The sequence below is a fragment of the Acidovorax sp. Root219 genome (assembly GCF_001428665.1).
GTDB lineage: Bacteria > Pseudomonadota > Gammaproteobacteria > Burkholderiales > Burkholderiaceae_C > Acidovorax.
In genome coordinates this window covers 134,186-152,215 of sequence record NZ_LMIJ01000016.1, presented here as the reverse complement: position 1 = coordinate 152,215, position 18,030 = coordinate 134,186, and the positions used below count along the sequence as shown (strand labels likewise).

At 70.6% G+C, this 18,030-nt stretch carries 15 protein-coding genes; 6 read left to right on the top strand and 9 right to left on the bottom strand.

Translation table 11 applies throughout. The annotated features are described in order from the left end of the window. Positions 1-4: 4 nt before the first annotated feature. The 4 genes from coaD to ASE28_RS18875 form a co-directional block, all read right to left on the bottom strand. Positions 5-508, bottom strand: coding sequence for a pantetheine-phosphate adenylyltransferase (coaD, locus tag ASE28_RS18890; RefSeq protein WP_057201858.1), 504 nt, complete (start codon positions 506-508; stop codon positions 5-7). A gap of 410 nt (positions 509-918) precedes the next feature. Continuing rightward, a complete protein-coding gene (gene rsmD, locus ASE28_RS18885) occupies positions 919-1,644 on the bottom strand; it encodes a 16S rRNA (guanine(966)-N(2))-methyltransferase RsmD (protein WP_057268008.1) in 726 nt (241 codons plus the stop codon). After that, positions 1,641-2,984: a pitrilysin family protein gene (locus ASE28_RS18880; protein ID WP_057268007.1), complete on the bottom strand. Its 1,344-nt coding sequence runs from the start codon at positions 2,982-2,984 to the stop codon at positions 1,641-1,643. The genes rsmD and ASE28_RS18880 overlap by 4 nt, the downstream gene beginning before the upstream one ends. 19 nt (positions 2,985-3,003) lie before the next feature. Beyond that, positions 3,004-4,485, bottom strand: a complete 1,482-nt coding sequence (locus ASE28_RS18875; RefSeq protein WP_057268006.1) for a pitrilysin family protein — start codon at positions 4,483-4,485, stop codon at positions 3,004-3,006. Positions 4,486-4,512: 27 nt separating this feature from the next. Here ASE28_RS18875 and ftsY point away from each other — a divergent pair, with 27 nt between their 5' ends. Further along, the gene (gene ftsY, locus ASE28_RS18870) at positions 4,513-5,931 is read left to right on the top strand and encodes a signal recognition particle-docking protein FtsY (protein ID WP_157422040.1); all 1,419 of its coding nucleotides are present in this window, start codon (positions 4,513-4,515) and stop codon (positions 5,929-5,931) included. A gap of 98 nt (positions 5,932-6,029) precedes the next feature. After that, complete coding sequence (locus ASE28_RS18865) at positions 6,030-7,898, top strand: diguanylate cyclase domain-containing protein (protein ID WP_057268005.1); 1,869 nt, start codon at positions 6,030-6,032, stop codon at positions 7,896-7,898. A 43-nt stretch (positions 7,899-7,941) separates the two neighbouring features. On the opposite strand, the gene ASE28_RS18860 is transcribed toward ASE28_RS18865, so the two are convergent. Together ASE28_RS18860 and ASE28_RS18855 are read right to left on the bottom strand one after the other, a co-directional pair. Next, positions 7,942-8,163 (bottom strand): hypothetical protein, encoded by a 222-nt coding sequence (locus tag ASE28_RS18860; protein WP_057268004.1) that lies wholly within the window; start codon positions 8,161-8,163, stop codon positions 7,942-7,944. Positions 8,164-8,239: 76 nt separating this feature from the next. Continuing rightward, the gene (locus tag ASE28_RS18855) at positions 8,240-9,502 is read right to left on the bottom strand and encodes an SGNH/GDSL hydrolase family protein (RefSeq protein WP_057268003.1); all 1,263 of its coding nucleotides are present in this window, start codon (positions 9,500-9,502) and stop codon (positions 8,240-8,242) included. Between the two features lie 107 nt (positions 9,503-9,609). On the opposite strand from ASE28_RS18855, the gene ASE28_RS18850 reads away from it, so the two are divergent. After that, positions 9,610-10,530: a LysR family transcriptional regulator gene (locus ASE28_RS18850; protein WP_057268002.1), complete on the top strand. Its 921-nt coding sequence runs from the start codon at positions 9,610-9,612 to the stop codon at positions 10,528-10,530. Here the strand turns inward: ASE28_RS18850 and ASE28_RS18845 are convergent. Continuing rightward, positions 10,499-11,887 (bottom strand): sigma-54 dependent transcriptional regulator, encoded by a 1,389-nt coding sequence (locus tag ASE28_RS18845; RefSeq protein ID WP_057268001.1) that lies wholly within the window; start codon positions 11,885-11,887, stop codon positions 10,499-10,501. The two genes, ASE28_RS18850 and ASE28_RS18845, sit on opposite strands and share 32 nt — an antisense overlap. Further along, complete coding sequence (locus ASE28_RS18840; protein ID WP_057268000.1) at positions 11,871-13,679, bottom strand: HAMP domain-containing sensor histidine kinase; 1,809 nt, start codon at positions 13,677-13,679, stop codon at positions 11,871-11,873. The genes ASE28_RS18845 and ASE28_RS18840 overlap by 17 nt, the downstream gene beginning before the upstream one ends. 186 nt (positions 13,680-13,865) lie before the next feature. Between ASE28_RS18840 and ASE28_RS18835 the strand changes: the two genes are divergently transcribed. Together ASE28_RS18835 and ASE28_RS18830 are read left to right on the top strand one after the other, a co-directional pair. Beyond that, the gene (locus tag ASE28_RS18835; protein ID WP_057267999.1) at positions 13,866-14,519 is read left to right on the top strand and encodes a DUF4166 domain-containing protein; all 654 of its coding nucleotides are present in this window, start codon (positions 13,866-13,868) and stop codon (positions 14,517-14,519) included. Positions 14,520-14,524: 5 nt separating this feature from the next. Next, the gene (locus tag ASE28_RS18830) at positions 14,525-15,982 is read left to right on the top strand and encodes a TIGR01777 family oxidoreductase (protein ID WP_057268023.1); all 1,458 of its coding nucleotides are present in this window, start codon (positions 14,525-14,527) and stop codon (positions 15,980-15,982) included. A gap of 166 nt (positions 15,983-16,148) precedes the next feature. Here the strand turns inward: ASE28_RS18830 and ASE28_RS18825 are convergent, their stop codons facing one another. Then, positions 16,149-16,787: a cysteine hydrolase family protein gene (locus tag ASE28_RS18825; protein WP_057267998.1), complete on the bottom strand. Its 639-nt coding sequence runs from the start codon at positions 16,785-16,787 to the stop codon at positions 16,149-16,151. Between the two features lie 97 nt (positions 16,788-16,884). On the opposite strand from ASE28_RS18825, the gene ASE28_RS18820 reads away from it, so the two are divergent. Further along, on the top strand, positions 16,885-17,850 hold the full coding sequence (locus ASE28_RS18820) for a GlxA family transcriptional regulator (protein WP_057267997.1): 966 nt from the start codon (positions 16,885-16,887) through the stop codon (positions 17,848-17,850). Positions 17,851-18,030 lie beyond the last annotated feature (180 nt).

Here is an 18,030-nt window from a genome sequence, read left to right as displayed (position 1 = left end):
CCCCTCAGGTCTGGGGCGCCAGGCTGCGCACCTTCACGGCCAGACGCTCCTGCACCGAGGGCGAGACGAACTTGGTCACCTCGCCGCCCAGCACCGCGATTTCGCGCACAAAGGTGCTGCTGATGAACTGGTACTTGTCGCTGGGGGTCAGGAAAACGGTTTCCACCTGGGGCATCAGGCTGCGGTTCATGCCGGCGAGCTGAAACTCGTAGTCGAAGTCGGTCACGGCGCGCAGGCCGCGCACCATGGCCTTGCCGCCGCGCGACACGACGAAGTCGCGCAGCAGGCCCGAAAAACTTTCCACCTGCACCTGGGGGTAGCCCTTGACCGCCTCGCGCACCATGTCGATGCGCTCTTCCAGGCTGAACAAGGTCTTCTTGTGGTGGCCGGCCGCCACGGCGACGATCACGCGTTCGAACAACTGGGTGGCCCTGCGCACCACGTCTTCATGGCCCAGGGTGATGGGGTCAAAGGTTCCGGGATAGACGGCGAGCACGTTCTGGGCCATGGCGGGTTGTCTCCTGTACGGCGGAATTGGCACTGGCCCCGGCCTCTTGTGGGCCTGCCGGGCCGCTTGGGCGCATTATGCAGTGCACTGCAACATGGAGCCTGGCTACAGCCTTTTCGGCGCTGCGTCGGAGCGAAATCGGGAGGGGTGGATGCTGCGGGTGCGCCGCATGGGCTACGCTCGTTCAAACAGCCGGAGCGTTCAATCGCCGATTTCGCCCCGACCCTTCGGGCAAGTGCCTTGCCGGGCGGTCTGCGGCGTTGCGGCGCTTGCCAATAGCCGCGCTATTGGCTGCGCACCGCGCCTAGCATCCCATCCCGGCAAGGCACATGCGCAGCGCCGAAAAGGCTGTAGCCAGGCTCTCGCCCCACCAGTTGACACATCAAGGCGCGCGCCAGCGCGAACGAAGCTCAGCCGGCCTCTCCAGGCACAGCCGCGGCGCCCACGGGCCGCAGCAGGTGGGCGTGCACCGCACCGGCCTTGAGGTGGCGGTAGACCACCAGGCCGCTGGCGGCCAGGCCTTCATCGGTCCAGGCGACCGGGGCCTCCAGGTACACGTAGCCGCTGGCGGCCACGGCCTTGCCAGCCGCCTCCAGCGCCGATTCGAACAGCTTGCTGTCGAAAGGCGGGTCGATCAGCACCAAGTCCAGGCTGCCGGGGGCGGCCTGGCGCAGCGCGGCAATGCCGTCGCCGCGCTGCACGCGCACGGCCCTGGCCTCCAGGCGCTGCTGCAGGGTGTGCAGTTGCGCCACCAGCGCGGCATCGCTCTCCACCAGTTGCACGGCCGCCGCGCCGCGCGAGGCGGCCTCCAGGCCCAGGGCGCCGGTGCCGGCAAAGGCATCCAGGCAGCGCCAGCCCGTCAGGTCCTGGCCCAGCCAGTTGAACAGGGTCTCGCGCACCCGGTCGGGCGTGGGCCGCAGGCCCGGGCGCTGGGCCACTGGCAGGCGGGTGCGCTTCCATTGCCCGCCAATGATGCGGATTTCGCCCGCACCCTTGGGCGCAGCCGCAGCGGCTGCCTTGTCCTTGGTGGCAGCGCCTTGCTTGGCGTTCTTGGCCGTGGGCGCGACAGCGGCTGCGGCCTGGGCCTTGCGGATCTCTGCGCTGATGGCGCCTGTGCGCAGTATGGAGCGGCTCATGGCTTGCCTCCCACCACCACGGTCACCATGCGCTCAGGCTGCAGCTTGCGCTGCATGGCGGCGCGGATGTCGGCCACGGTGAGGGCGTCAACGCGCTCGGTCCAGCGGTCCAGGTAGTCGAGCGGCAGGTCGTTCCAGGCGATGTTGGCCACATTGCCCAAGAGTTTCTTGTTGCTGTCGATGCGCAGCGCGAAGCCGCCGATCAGGTTGTCCTTGGCGGCGCGCAGCTCGGCTGCGGTGGGGCCATCGGCCACGAAGCGAGCGAGCACGTCGCGCGAGACCTTCACAGCCTGGGCCGCCTGGTCGGGCCGCGTCTGCAGGCCGATGGTGAAGGCCCCGGAGTGCAGGCCGCCCGCGAAGTAGCTGTACACGCTGTAGCTCAGGCCGCGCTTTTCACGCACCTCGTTGGTCAGGCGCGAGACGAAGCCGCCACCGCCCAGGATGTGGTTGCCCACCAGCAGTGCGATGAAATCGGGGTCGCGGCGCGGAAAGCCGGGTTGCCCGATCAGCACGTGCGCCTGTGCGGAGGCGAAGGGGATGGTCTTCTCCACCGGTGCGGTCAGCGCAGCAATCTCACCCACGGCAGGCAGAGGTGCGCAGGACGCCGATGCAGGCAGGCGCGACAGCAGCGTGGCCACCAGCGTCTGCGCCTGGGCCCGCGTCACAGCGCCGACGATGCTCACCTTGGCGCGGCAGGCCTCGATGGCGCTGGCATGGAAGGCCTGCATGTCCGGCACGGTGATGCGCGACAGCGTCTCTTCCGTCGTGCGCACGCCATACGGGTGGCTGCCGTACACCGCCGCGCCGAAGGCGTTCTCGGCCACGGTGGCGGGGCGCGTGTTCGACTCCTTGATGCTCGCGCTCCAGCGGGCGCGGTCGCGCTCCCAGATGTCGGCGGGCCAGCTGGGCTCGGCGATCTGGCGTGCGGCCAGGCGCGCGGCCTTGTCCAGCAGCGGCGGGTCGGTCAGCGAACGCAGCGAATAGTGCGTGGCATCGTTGTCGGCACCGGCCCCGAAGCTGGCGCCCAGGTCGGCCCAGGCCTCGCCCAGGGCGTTCTCGTCCAGGGCGGGCTCGGCGCCCTGCGCCTTCACGCCCTTGGAGGCCATGGAGGCCGTGGCGCTGGCCAGGCCGGACTGGCCGGCCGGGTCGCGGCGGCTGCCGGCGTCGAAGTCGATCTGCACGTCCACCATGGGGATGACCGGGCTTTCGACCAGCCACACCCGGGCGCCGTTGGCCTCGGTCCATTGCTGGATGGGCAGCAGCGCCCAGGCCGGGCTGGCGAGCAGTGCGCAGGTGCTGGCCAGCAAGGCGCTGGCCGCGAATTTCTTGAACTTGATCATGGAAGGGGACCCAGCTTTCTCAATGAACGGCAGCGCCGGGGGCGATGGCCGGGCGGGGACGGGCATTGGCGGCCAGCGGCTGGGGCAGCAGCGTCGCCACGGTCAGCTGATCGTCGCCGAAGTACTTGGCGGCCACGGCCTGCACCTGGGCCGGCGTCACCGTGCGCAGCAGCTCCAGCAGGCGCTCCTGCACGTCGAGCGGGTAGCCCTGTATCCAGTTGCCGCCCAGCTCCTGGGCCTGGCTGTGCACCGAATCGCGCTCGTACACGGTGGAGGCGATCCACTGCGTCTTCACGCGCGCCAGTTCGGCCTCGCTCACGCCTTCGCTGGCCAGGCGCGCCACTTCGGCGCGCAGGCCGTCCTCGACCTGCCGGGCGGTCTTGCCGTCGGCCGGCACCCCGGTCAGCATGAACAGCGAGGGACCGCGCCCGGTGAGCATGGCAGAGCTGTCGGCGCTGTCGGCCACGCGCTTGTCGCCCTGGCTCAGGGCCCGTTCAAGGCGCGCCCCGTCGTAGCCGCTGAGCACCGCCGACAGCACCATCAGCGACAGCGCGTCGCGGTCGGATTCCTGCAGGTTCTCCACCCGAGAGAGGCCCGGCACGCGAAACGCCAGGGCCACGTAGGCCTGCTCGGCGGGGGCCTTCACCTCCAGCCGGCGCATGCCTTTCTGCTCGGGCTCGGTGCGCGGCTTGCGCTCGGGCAGCGCATGCGTGGGCAGCTTGCCATAGTATTTTTCGGCCAGGGCGCGGACCTTGGCCGGGTCCACGTCGCCTGCGACCACCACCACCGCATTCGTGGGCGTGTACCACTGGCGGTGAAAGGCGCGCACGTCGCCGGGTGTCATGGAGTCGAGGTCGCTCATCCAGCCGATGATGGGCCGGCGGTAGGGCGAGGCGTTGAAGGTGGCGGCAAACAGCTGCTCGGCCAGCACGGCGTGGGGCTGGTCCTCGGTGCGCATGCGGCGCTCCTCCTTGATGACCTCGATTTCCTTCTTGAACTCGGCGTCGGGCCACTGGTTGTTGGCGAAACGGTCGGATTCGAGGCGCATCACGTCCTCCAGCCGGTTGGCCGGGATCTGCTGGTAGTAGCCCGTGTAGTCACGGCTGGTAAAGGCGTTCTCGCGCCCGCCCAGGGCCGCCACGCGGCGCGAGAAGTCGCCGGGCGGCACCTTCTTCGACCCCTTGAACATCATGTGCTCCAGGGCATGGGCCACGCCGGAGGTGCCGTCCACCTCGTCGATGGAGCCCACGCGCACCCAGACCATGTGCACCGCCGTGGGTGCGCGGTGGTCGGGCTGCACGATGAGCTGCATGCCGTTGGCGAGCGTGAACTGCTGCGCGCCGGAGGCTGTGGCACGCGGCCCGGCACCTCCCGGCCCCGGCGGCGCCACAACGGCCCCGCCCGCTGCAGACGATGGATGGGAACCCGGAGAAACCACGTTGGTGGTGGCTCCGGCGCCGAGGCAGGCCAGCAGGCCCAGTAGGGTGAAAGCGCGTTTCATAGAATGGCTGATTCTAAGAACCCGCCAATGTTCAGTTTTTTCAAGAAAAAGCCCCCCACCTCGCCCGCCCCTGCCGATGAGCCCCCATCGGTGGCCGCGCCCGGAGCCCCTGCACCTGCTTACTCACCCGCGGCCCAGCCCGAGCCCCCTGCGCCGCAGCCGGCCCAGGCCCCCGCACCGGCCATCCCCGGCCTGGGCTGGCTGCGCAATCCCTTTGGCGGGAAGGCGGAGCCCGCGCCAGCGCAGCCGATCGCCCCGGCACCTGCCGTCCCCCTCCCCCCGGCCCCTGCCCCATTGGCAGCGCCAGTACCTGCGGCACCCGCACCCTGGACACCGCCTGTCACCATTGCACCGGCGCCCGCCACGGCCGTGCCGCCGTCCACGCCAGCCCCCACGCCAGCAGCACCTGCCGCCTGGGCGCCCTCCCCCGCGCTGCCCCCGGTTGCGGCCCCTGTGGCGGCCCCTGCCCCCGTGGTGCCCCCCCCGGCGCCGGTTCCCGCACCGCCGCCCGTGGTGGTCCCGGTGCCTGCGGCCCCCGTGGTGGCCGAGCGCAAGGGCTGGCTCGACCGGCTCAAGCTCGGCCTGCGCAAAACCGGCAGCAGCATCGCCACGGTCTTCACCGGCACGCAGATCGACGACGCGCTGTACGAGGAGCTGGAGGAGGCCCTGCTCATGGCCGACACCGGCGTCAAGGCCACAGAGCACCTGCTGGCCGACCTCAAGCGCCGCGTCAAGGACAGCAAGACCACCGACCCGGCCCTGGTCAAGGGCCTGCTGGCCGATGCGCTGGCCGACCTGCTGCGGCCGCTCGAAAAAGCGCTGGTGATCGGCAAGTACACGCCCACCGTGATCATGGTGGCAGGGGTCAATGGCGCGGGCAAGACCACGTCCATCGGCAAACTGACCAAGCACCTGTCTGGCGAAGGCGCGGCGGTGCTGCTGGCGGCGGCCGACACCTTCCGCGCAGCGGCGCGCGAGCAGCTCGGCGTCTGGGCCGACCGCAACACCGTGGAGATCGTCAGCCAGGAGGGGGGCGATCCCGCCGCCGTGAGCTTTGACGCCGTCACCGCAGGCAAGGCCCGCGGCAAGGACGTGGTGCTGGTCGATACCGCCGGCCGCCTGCCCACGCAGCTGCACCTGATGGAAGAGCTCAAGAAGATCCGCCGCGTGGTGACCAAGGCCGACGCTACCGCCCCGCACGAGGTGCTGCTGGTGATCGACGGCAACACCGGCCAGAACGCCCTGGCCCAGGTGCGCGCCTTCGACGATGCGCTGCAGCTCACCGGCCTCATCGTCACCAAGCTCGACGGCACCGCCAAGGGCGGGGTGCTGGCCGCCATCGCGCAGGAGCGCCCGATCCCGGTGTACTTCATCGGCGTGGGCGAGAAGCTCGAAGACCTCGAAACCTTCAACGCGCGCGAGTTCGCCCAGGCGCTGCTGACCTGATCGGGGCGCCGGGAGGCGTAAACCCCACCAAATTTGCATTTACCGCTGGCAGCAATTGCCACATGATGGAACGTCGCCACAGGCTACGGGGAGGTTCCTTGTTCGTCGAACTGGTCAAAGGCGCAGCCCTGCTGCTCGCCCTATGCTTTCTGCACGGGGCCAACCTGCGGCTGTGGCGCAGGCAGCCACGGGTGGGCAAAGCTTTCTCGGGCTTGCTGTTTGGCGGCATCTGCATCGTGGGCATGCTCTCGCCCCTGACCATTGCCCCGGGCGTCATCATCGATGCACGCTCAGTGGTGCTGTGCATGGCGGGCCTGTTCGGCGGCACCACAGTGGCCCTGGTGGCCGGGGCCATGGCGGCCGGCTGGCGGCTGTGGCTGGGCGGCGCAGGGGCCTTCATCGGGGTGCTGACCATCACCACCTGCGTGGCCGCCGGCCTGGCCTACCGCTATGCGCGCCACCGCTGGCACCTGGGCGTGGGCATCTGGCCCCTGCTGGTCTTTGGCGTGCTGCTGCACCTGGCCGTGGTGGGGCTGTTCCAGGGGCTGCCGGCCGAGGTGGCGGCGCGCATCAACGACACCGTCGCCGTTCCCTACCTGATGATCTTTCCGGTCGCCACCGCCCTGCTGGGTGTGCTGCTGCGCGACGTGGAGCAGCGCCAGGCCACCGACTTCGCCCTGGCCGGCAGTGCTGCCCGCCTGCGGGCCATCACCCTGGCGATTCCCGATGCACTGATGGTGCTCGACAGCAAGGGCCGCTGCATGGAGCTGTTCTCGCGCAACGACGGCGTGCATGCTGCGGGGGCCCCCCAGCGTGTCGGGCAGCGCATGCACGATGTACTGCCCTCGAGTGAGGCGCAGCGGCTGGTGCAGCTGCTGCAGGACACGCTGGCTGCGGGCGTGCCGCGCAAGCTCGAGTACACGGTGTACACCGCATCGGGCATTCGGTACTTCGAAGGGCGGGCGCAGCCCCTGGGCACGAAGGTGGATGGCCAGGCAGCCGCCCTCTTTCTGGCGCGCGACATCACCGAGCGCTGGCAGGCGCAGCAGGCGCTGCACGAATCGGAGCTGCGCTTTCGCTCGCTGCTGCTGGGCATCCCCTCGGTGTCGGTGCAGGGCTACCGGGCAGACGGCACCACCACGTACTGGAACAAGGCGTCGGAAGAACTGTACGGCTACACCGAACAGGAGGCCCTGGGCAGGAACCTGCTGGAGCTGATCATCCCCGCTCCCATGCACGATGCCGTGACGGCCCAGGTCGCGCACATGTTCAGCTCGGGCGAGCCCATCCCCGCAGGCGAGCTGCGCCTGCAGCGCAAGGATGGCTCACCGGTGGATGTGTTTTCAAGCCACGCCTATGTGCACGTGCCAGGCCAGGAGCCAGAGATGTTCTGCATCGACATCGACATCTCCCGGCGCAAGGCGGCCGAGGAGGAGGCGCGCCACCTGGCCCTGTACGACACCCTCACCCAGTTGCCCAACCGTCGCCTGCTGACCGACCGCCTGGAGCAGGTGATGGCCGCCAGCAGCCGCAGCGGCCAGATCGCCGCCACCCTGTTCGTGGACCTGGACCATTTCAAGGCCCTCAACGACAGCCGGGGCCACGCCATGGGCGACCTGCTGCTGCGCGAGGTGGCCACCCGCCTGCGCACCTGCGTGCGCGAGCAGGACACCGTGGCCGGCCTGGGCGGGGACGAGTTCGTCGTGCTGCTGCAAAGCCTGGGCAAGGAAGCACCCGAGGCCACGGCCAAGGCACGGGCGGTGGGCGAGAACATGCTGGCAGCGCTGCGCGAACCGTACGCGCTTGCAGACCAGCCCTACCACTGCGAAGCCAGCATCGGGGTGAGCCTGGTGTCAGGCCACACCCAGACGGTGGACGAGGTGCTGCGCCAGGCCGACAACGCGATGTACCAGGCCAAGACCATGGGGCGCAACCGGCTGTATGTGTACCTTGCCGACGCAGGGTGATCCCGCACCCAAGTCCCACAGCCGATTTCTCGGTTTCGGTGGACTATCCGATCCGATGCACCTCGCCGTTGTGCGGCATGGCACTTTCATGGAACAGGTCGGCCAGGTACTGGGCCAGCTCATCCGCCTCGATGAAGTCGGGCACCACCCAGCCCGCCGGTGCGCGCTTGCCGTCCGTTCCGATCAGATAGGACTGCCACTGCGCGCCCTGGCGCTGCACTTCGACGATGCGGCCGAAGACGTTGAAGCGGGGGTGGTGGGACATCGGATCCTCCAGAAAAACGCCGCGACCAGAGCGAAGGCCGTCCAGGGGTTGTAGCAGGTTCTGGGTGGGGCAACCCTCACCAGCCCAGCAGCGCCTCCAGATCGATGGCCTGGGCCATGGCCCGGTAGCCCGCATCGCCCGGGTGCAGGTGGTCGCCCGAGTCCAAGGCCGCGCGCAGGTGCGAGGGGCGGGCCGGGTCGCGCAGCAGCGCATCGAAGTCCACCACCGCATCGAAGGCGCCGCCCTCGCGGATCCAGCGGTTCACAGCCTGGCGCACGGAGTCCTTTTCGGGCGAGTAGTGGCCGGCCAGCGGCGTGCCGGCCAACGCATCGCCAAACGGCGGGATGGTACCGGCCACGACGCGCACGTTGTGTACGCGGGCCATGGCGATGAGCTGGCGGTAGCCCTGCACCAGTTCCTCGGCGCGCAGCGCAGTCTCCCCGGGTGCGAAGGGGCCGCCGGGCCAGCCGATGTCGTTGGTGCCCAGCAGCACGATGAAGGCGCGCACGCCGGGCTGGCCGAACACGTCCTGCGCGGCCCGCGTGAGTCCCGCGCGGCCCATGCCGTCACGCAGCAGCCGGCCGCCGGAGATGCCGGCGTTGAGCACGGCCACGCCCTGCCCCGCCAGGCGCTCGGCCAGCACATCGGGCCAGCGCGCGTGGGCGCCGGGCGTGGCGCCGTTGCCATCCGTGAGGGAGTCGCCCAGCACGACCACGGCTACCGGCGGCGTTGCCGCCTGCACCAGCAAGCCGCTCACGTAGGCGCGGGTGCTCCATTCGGTGGCCGATGCGGGCAACTGCAGGGCGGCGGTGTGGTCGCCATTGGCCACATAGGCCGTCTGCCGCGCATCGAAGTGAAAGCCTGCGGGCTGGCTGGGCCGGGGCAGGTACAGCGACACGGCGACCTCGGCCAGCGCGGGCAGGGGCAGGTCCACCGGGTCGCTGACCCAGCGGGCACCAGGCGGCAGCGTGGTGGCGGCCTGGCCGCCGAAGAGCAGCGGGCGGTTCGTGCCCGGCACGGTGGCCGATCCCCGGGCATGCCTTGCCACGCGGGCCGCGCCGATGTGCAGCGGCACGGTGCTGCCCTCGTTGCTAAGCACCACGCGCAGCTGCGTGCCGCCCACGCTCAAGCGCGCCACCTGGCGGATGGTGTGCTGCTGGTACCGCAGGGGCAGGCCCAGCGGCAACACGAAGTCGCCACCCCACAGGGGCTGGGTGGCGGCCATCCAGCTCGGGCTCCAGTGTTCGGCGGCTGCGGCGGCGGGGAGCGCGGCAGCAACCATGGCCAGCGCCAGAGCGGCGCGGCGCAGGTGCGCAGTGAGATTCCAGGGCTTGTTCATGTCGGTCGATCCTCGTGGGGGCTGAAAGAAGAGCCCACTGTCTTGCATTCCACAATCCATGAACAGACGGCAAAATGGCATGCCATTCATTCGAAATCGGAATACTCATGGACACCCTGCGCGCGCTCGCGGCCTTCGTTCACAGCGTGGAGCTGGGCAGCCTCTCGGGCGCGGCGCGCGCCATGGACACCACCCAGCCCACGGTGAGCAAGCTGGTGGCCGGGCTGGAGCAGTCGCTGGGCGTGCGCCTGCTGCGCCGCGCCCCGGCGGGGCTGAGCCTGACGGAAGAAGGCCAGCGCTTTCACGAGCATGCGCGGCGCACGCTGGAGGGCTACGACGAGGCGGTGGCCGACGTGCGCCAGTGCACCACACACCCCCGCGGCCTGCTGCGCGTGAGCGCGCCGGTGGCGCTGGGCCAGTGCCGGCTCAACGCCATGGCCGGCGAGTTCCTCGCCACCTACCCCGACATCGCGCTTGAGCTGGTGCTGGACGACCGCTTCATCCACCCGCTGGAGGAGCGCATCGACGTCTCACTGCGCCTGGGCGGCCCCCTGCCCCCGGACCTGACCGCCCGCCACCTGGGCACCTGGCCGCGCGTGCTGGTGGCCTCGCCCGCCTACCTGGCAGCACGCGGCAAGCCGCGCCAGCCGCAGGACCTGCCGGCGCACGACTACCTGCGCTATGCGGCGGGTGACGACGGTGTGCTGGTGCAAGGCCCTGCCGGCCCCGTGAGCGTGCCGGTGCACAGCCGCTACCGCGTGAACAACGCCGTGGCCCTGCTCGAGAGCGTGCTGGCCGGCGCCGGCATCTCGCTGCAGCCCACCTGGATGGTGGCCGAGCTGCTGGCCGACGGCCGCCTGGTGCGCGTGCTGCCCCGGTACACCGGCCCGGCGCAGCAGGCGCACCTGCTCTATGCCGCCCGCCCCTACCAGCCGCAGCGCGTGAGGGTGCTGGTGGAGTTTCTGGCCGAGCGCGTGGCGCGCTTGCCTGGCAAGGCTAGCGCAGGCCCAGCCGCGCCAGCTTCTTGATCAAGCCCACGCGCGAGATGCCCAGGCGCCGCGCGGCCTCCGACTGGTTGCCGCCGGCCGACTGCATGGCATCGCGCACCAGGCGCCGCTCCAGCTCGGCCAGCGCTGCGTCCAGCGGCCCCAGCCCTTCCAGCGGGGCTGCGGATTCGGTGGCGGTGCCGTTCTCGTCCGCCTCGCCCGCGGCCAGCCGCAGCAGCGGTGCATCGACCTCGCTCTGGTCCTGGAGCAGCAGGGCACCCGCGGCCTCGACCAGGGCCTTGAGCTCGCGCACGTTGCCCGGCCACTCGCGCGCGGCCAGCCAGGCCAGGGCATTGCCCGACAGGCCGGCACGGGGTGCCACGCGGTGCAGGAAGCGGGTGGCCAGCAGCGGCACGTCGGCCGGCCGCTCGCTGAGCGCGGGGGTGCGCAGCACCACGCCCTTGAGGCGGTAGTACAGATCCTCGCGAAAGCTGCCGTCGCGCACCATGGCCTCCAGGTCGCGGTGGGTGGCGGCCACCACGCGCACCTCGGCCTTCTTCTGGCTGCGCCCGCCCACGGGCACGAAAGTGCCCTCCTGCAGAAAGCGCAGCAGCTTGACCTGCATGGGCGGGGGCATTTCGCCCACCTCGTCCAGGAACAGGGTGCCACCATGGGCCACCTCGACCAGGCCCGGCTGGTCGCGGTAGGCCCCGGTGAAGCTGCCCTTGAGGTGGCCGAAGAGCTCGCTCTCCAGCAGCTCGGCCGACAGCGCGCCGCAGTGGATGGCGACGAAGGCGCTGGCCGACTGCGGGCTGCAGGCATGCAGGGCGCGCGCCACCAGCTCCTTGCCGCTGCCGGTGGGCCCCAGCACCAGCACACTGACCCGCGTGGGCCCCACGCGCCGCACCATGGCGCGCAGCTGCACGGTGGCATGCGCTTGGCCGGCCAAGCCCATGTCGTCGTCGCCGGCCTGCGCCGCGCGCAGGCTGCGCAGCTCGGCGTCGAGCTTGGCCTTGCGCATGGCGCGCGCGATGACGAAGCGCAGCATGTCCGGGTCGATGGGCTTGGTCAGGAAGTCCCAGGCGCCCAGTTCGGCCGCGCGCAGGGCCAGCTCGTGGTCGCCGTGGCCGGACCAGACGATCACCGGCACCCGCGCGAAGCGGGGCACCAGCGCCAGCCCGGCCTCGGGGTCCATCGATGGCGGCATGGCCAGGTCCAGCAGCACCAGATCGGGCGCCGGTTGCGAGGCGAAGGCGGCCAGGGCCTGCTCGGCGTCGCCGGCAACCACCACCTCGTGGCCCAACCCGCGCAAAAAGTTGGCGCCCAGGCGCTGGAAGGCCGGCTCGTCGTCGACCAGCAGGATGCGGCCACGGTCTGCAGCGTCAGGAGGGGTTTGCATCTTTGAGGGGGAAGGTCAGAGTGAAGCAGGTGGTCCACGGCGGCCGCTGTGTGAGCGCCACCGAGCCCCCATGGGCGGCCAGGGTGCGCGCCACGATGGCCAGGCCCAGGCCGGTGCCACCGGGGCTGCGCGAGGCGAAGGGCTCGAACAGCCGGTGGCGAATTTCCTCGGGCACGCCCTGCCCGTCGTCGCAGACATGCAGCAGCACGGCATCGGCGCGCTGCTCGGCGTCGATGTGCACGGCGACCGGGGTGTCGGCACCGGATGCGGCGCGCGCGTTTTCCAGCAGGTTGGTCAGTGCCTGCTCCACGCGCCGCGAGTCGCCGTCGATCAGCAGCGGCGCCTGCAGCGCGGCCCCCAGCGTGCAGTGCGGCAGTCGGCCGGCGGCGGCGCGCACCTGGGCCGCCAGGTCGTAGCGCTGGGGCACCAGCTTCCAGGGCTTGGCGTAGTCCAGCAGGTCACTGCTCAGGTGCGCGATGCGGCCCACCTGGCCGGCCACCTCGCGGCGCACGTCGGGCGAGGCCGTGGCCACCGCCATGGCGATGATGTTCAGCGGGTTGCGGATGTCGTGCGCCACGGTGGCGGCCAGCGAGCCGAGCTCGGCCAGGCGCGCCTGCAGCTGGCGCTCGCGCTCGCGCGCCGCGATCTGCTCGCCCTGGGCCACGCGCTCGGCGGCATCGGCCACCACGGTGCCGAAGAGCTCGGCCACGCGCCGCGGCCCGGGGGGCGCGGCCTCCCAGCCGTGCAGCGTGATGGTCCAACCGTGGCTGGACGGCGCGCCCAGCAGGCAGGGCATGTCGCCAGGGGCCTGGGCACTGCCATCGCCCAGCAGCACCCGCACCTGGGTGCCCGTGCGGCGGCTGAGCAATGTGCTGGCCTCATTCTCCAGCGCCTGCATGCTGTCGGCCGATTGCAGCGCCTCGCGCCAGGACTGCAGGTCGGCCGCCGAGACCGCACCGCCCGGGTACACCAGGCGCTCGGCGAACTGGCGCACGGGCCCGTTGAGCGCGATGCAGCTGATGGCCACCACGAAGCCGCCGATCCAGCGCGATTCGATGGGCAGCAGCGGCGTCAGTGCTACCACCACGGCCCCCAGCGCCAGCAGCAGGGCCCAGGCCAGCGCGCGGCGCGCCCAGGCGTTGGACACAAACACGCCGTAGCGCAGGATGCCGTAGACCAGGATCACCGGGTACAGCGGCAGGCCCAGCAGCGGGAAGGGGTAGAGCGGCAGGTCCAGCACCACGATGCCGTAGCCCGACAGGCAGACCACGCCCCACAGGCAGGACGCGGTGACCGCCGCGATCTGGTTGAAGGCCGGCCGCCGGGCGCGCGCCAGCGCCGTGAGCAGCACCGCGATGCCGCCCAGGCCCAGCAGCACCCAGGCCATGCTGGCGACCATGCCCACGGTGTTGGCGATGGCGATGAGGCCCACGTGCTCGCGCCAGACCAGGGCGCCCGGTGTCAGCAGCTGCACGGCCAGGGTGGCCGAGCCCCCCAGCAGGTACGCCGCCACCACGCCCCAGCGCGGCAGCCGCACACCGCAGAACACCACGCAGAAGTGAAAGAAGAACGCCGACGTCAGCGGCGAGAAGCCGATCATCGCCATGGCGATGTCGCCGCTGCCTGGCCCCAGCCAGTTGGGCAGCTCGTTGCCCGCCATCCACAGCGCAATGCCGCTCAGGAAGGCGGCCAGCAGCCGGGCGCCGGCCACCCGGTCGGCCCACCACAGCAGCATGCCCGCCAGGGCCAGGGTTTCGATGATGGAGAAGCCGAGGACGGCGCGGATAAGCATGGGATGAAAAGCGGTGCCGGCGAGGGGGTGACCTGTTGCCAGCGTTGACAACATAGCCTGCGCGCACTGTAAACGAAGTATGCAGGCCATTGGCGAAAAGTCCAATGAATCAACGACTTGCAGTGGTGTGGAGGGTTGGCCCGGTTTTCGCAGAAGAGGGATCAAGCAACCCACAGGAAACCCGCCATGCCCTCCACCGCCCTGACCTCCTTCGCCCCCGCAGCCGACGCCGCCCGCCACCTGGACCTGGCCGACTACGTGGGCGCCGCGGGCTGGGCCCGCCTGCCGGCCGCCGTGCGCCGGCGCTTTGGTGCCGGCCACCCGGACGTGGACTACACCTGCCGCATGGACCTGCGTTGCTCCGCCATCGGCCGCATCTACGCCAGCCTGTCGCGCGCCTTCGGCAGCCCGCTCACCAGCCTGCAGGCCCGGGGCCTGGCGGCCACCGTGCGGGTGCGCGGCAACGACCAGGGCGGCGTGGTGTGGGAGCGGGTGTTCGGCGAGGCCGCCAATGGCGCCACCGGGGCGGCCATAGTGCGCTCGACCAAGGAACCCGGAGCAGAAGGCCAGCTGACCGAGCGCACGGACGGCGGCCTGGCCATGGCGCTCGATGTGTTCGAGGAGAACGGCACGCTGGTCTTCCAGAGCCGCCGCTTCTTCCTGGCGCTGGGCCCGCTGCGCATCCCGGTGCCGCAATGGCTGTCACCCGGGCAGTGCCGCGTGACCCACACCGACCTGGGCGGTGGCGACTTCCGCTTCACCCTCTCCATGCAACACCCGCTGTGGGGCGAGACCTTCCACCAGTCGGGCGTCTTCACCGACCCCCTCCAAGTCGAATGACCACCATGCAGGCCGTTTTCATCCTCCTGTCCTTCCAGTCGGTGCTGGGCGCCTTCGACAACCTCTGGCACCACGAATGGCAGGCCCACCTGCCCCAGCGCGTGTCGGCCCGCCGCGAACTGGCGCTGCATGCGGCGCGCGAGGCGCTTTACGGCCTGGTCTTCCTGGGCCTGGCCTGGTTTGAATGGCGCGGCGCCTTGGCGGGGCTGCTGGCCCTCATCCTGGCTGCGGAAGTGCTGGTCACCCTGGCCGACTTTCTGGAAGAAGATCGAACGCGCCGGCTGCCGCCGCTCGAACGCCTGCTGCACACGGTGCTGACCATCAGCTATGGGGCCTTCGTGGCGCTGATGGTGCCGGTGCTGCATGATTGGGCCTCCATGAACACCGCATTGCACTTTCGCCCGCATGGCTGGATCTCCTGGCTTTTCACGCTGTATGGCCTGGGCGTGCTCGCCTGGAGCGTGCGCAATGTGCGCGCCGTGCGTCGGCTGGGGCAGTCAGCCGCGCGGCAGGAGCCGTCGCCCGCCCCTCTGGCGGACACACCGCCCCGGGGGCCTACGGTGCTGGTCACCGGCGCCACCGGCTTTGTGGGCAGTGCCCTGGTGCGGCAGTTGCAGGCCGATGGCCGGCGCGTCATCGCCCTGTCGCGCGATACGCGGCAGGCGCAAGCCCTGCTCGGCCAAGGCGTGTGGTTGGTGGAGCACCTGGACCAGATCCCCAGCGAGACCCGCATCCATGCCGTGGTCCACCTTGCCGGCGCGCGGGTGGTGGGCCGGCCCTGGACGGCGGCACGGCGGCGTGAGCTGCTGGACAGCCGGGTGAAGGTGGCGCAGGCCCTCGTGCAGCTGATGCGGCGGCTGCAGCAGGTGCCCGAGGTGCTGGTCAGCGCATCGGCGGTGGGTTACTACGGTGCGGCCAATCTTGTGTCTGGCGAGGCACTCGCCGAGGATGGCCCGCCCCAGCCTGGCCAGTTCCAATCCGACCTGTGCGTGGCCATCGAGCACGAGGCCCGGCGCGCGGAGGCGCTGGGCGTGCGCGTGGTCCGGCTGCGCCTGGGCGTGGTGCTGGGCCGGGGCGATGGCGCCTACCCCATGCTGGCCCTGGCGGCCCGGTTGGGCATGGGCTCCGTGCTCGGCTCCGGCCGGCAACCGGCCCCGTGGATCCACCTCGACGATGCACTGGGGCTGATCCGCTTCGGCTTGGAACACCAGGCGCTGGCGGGTGCGGTCAACGCCGTGGCGCCGGACACCCCGTCGCAAGAGGGCTTCAGCCGCGCCCTCGCGCAGTCCTTCGGCCGCAGGGTTTTCCTGCGCATGCCCGAGGCGCCACTGCGCTGGCTCATGGGCGAAATGGCCACGCTGCTGCTCGATGGGCAGAACCTGGTGCCCAGAGCCGCGCTGGACGCCGGCTACCGCTTCCAGCACCCGACCCTGGCCGGGGCGCTGCGCGACCTGGCCGGGTGAGGGCACAGAGGCTGGGAATGGTTTGACCGTGCCCGGAAGGCGCGTCACAACGCCCCGGATCTAGGCGCGAAGCACAGCCATAGCTCGGGCTATGGCGAGCATTTGCAACGACGAGCCGGGGTGTTTTGGCGTGCAAGGCGGACATGGACGAAATATTCTCAGCCTCTTAGGCGCGTGCTGCGCGTGCACGGCCGCGCTGGTTCGACACCACGACGTTGTCCTTGGCCAGGGCCTGCCCATCGCGCACCGCAGCCAGCCAGCCCTCGGTGCTGGCCACCGCCGCGAAATTGCTCTGGAAGACGACGCTGAAGACCCGGTGGATCTCCTCGGCGCTGGCGTAGCCGGCCGCGTTCTCGTACGGCAACGCGCCCGTGGCGTCCGACAGGAACTCCACCGCCAGCCCGCGGTGCATGGCCTCGAAGGTGGTGGACGCATCGCAGTTGTGCGTCATGTAGCCGGCAATGCTGAGCGTGTCGATGCCGTTGTCGGCGACCCACTGCGCCAGGTCGGTGCCCGTGAACGCGCTGGGCGTGGCCTTGGTGATCAGGTGGTCGCGGTGGCGGCGCGCCACTTCGGGGTGCAGTTGGCCGTTGTGCGCATCGGCCTGGAACACCGGCGCGCCCTTGGGCGCATGGTGCTGCACGACCACCACCTTCACCCCAGCAGCGTGCGCGGCATCCATGGCGCGCAGGACGTTGGGCAGGCTTTGCGCCACGGGCGGGTACTCGATGGGCAGCAGGCCGCCTTCGAAGTATTCGTTCTGCACATCGATGACGATCAGGGCGCGGCGGGGTGCGTTGGACATGGTCGGTATTTCCATTGGGTTGCGATGGATTGGATCTTAGGCAGCGACACGCCTGGCCGATAGCGGCCCGAATGCCAATCATCGATAGAATCGGGCCATGATCGCCCGCCAGCCCGAAACCGTCGCCGTGGTCGCCTTCGACGGCATCAGCCCCTTCCACCTGTCGGTGCCCTGCCTGGTCTTCGGTGAGGACCGCGACGAGGACCGCCGCCACCGCTTCGCGCTCTCGGTCTGCGCCGCGGTGCCCGGCGCGCTGCGCACCAACGCGGGCTTTGCGATCCATGTCGCGCATGGGCTCGAGATACTGCGCCGGGCGCAGATCATCGTCGTGCCCTCGTGGTTCGACGACACCCGGGCGGCACCCGTAGAGTTGCTGGACGCGCTGCGCCGTGCCCACCGCCGCGGCGCCACCATCGTGGGCCTGTGCCTGGGGGCCTTCGTGCTGGCCGAGGCGGGCCTGCTGGAGGGGCGTACGGCCACCACCCACTGGTACCTGGCCGGGAGATTTGCCGAGCGCTACCCGCAGGTGGTGCTGCAGCCCGAGGTGCTGTACGTGGACCACGGCGACGTGCTCACGTCCGCAGGCACCGCTGCCGGCATCGACTGCTGCCTGCACCTGCTGCGTATGCGCCACGGTGCGGATGCGGCCAACCGAGCAGCCCGCCGCATGGTCGTGGCCCCGCACCGCCAGGGTGGCCAGGCACAGTACATAGAGACCCCGGTGCGCGCCGCGCCCGAACGCGACCGCCTGAGTCCCGTGGTCGATTGGATGCTGCAGAACCTGCAGCAGCCGCACGACCTGGACGCCCTGGCACAGCGCGCCCTCATGAGTCGCCGGAGCTTCACCCGCAATTTCCGCGAGGCCATGGGCACCACCGTCGGCCAGTGGCTACTGCACCAGCGCCTGGCCCTGGCCCAGCGCCTGCTGGAGACCACCGAGGAATCCATCGACGCGGTGGCCGACCAGGCAGGCTTTGGCACCCCGGCCTCGCTGCGCCAGCATTTTGCTGCGGCCATGAAGGTCTCCCCCCTGGCGTACCGCAGGCAGTTCCGCACGACCTGAGGGTGGGGAGCCGCGGGAACGGCTGGGTAGCGAGCGCCATCAGCCTCTGGTTCACCACAATCGTCCGGCCTCGGCTCCTACAGGTGACACGAATCGACCCGCCTAGACTCATTGGCTAGTGCAAAGGTCCGATCAAGGGACAGCCAGTACCTGGCCCCCGCCCAGAGACGGTCAGGGCAT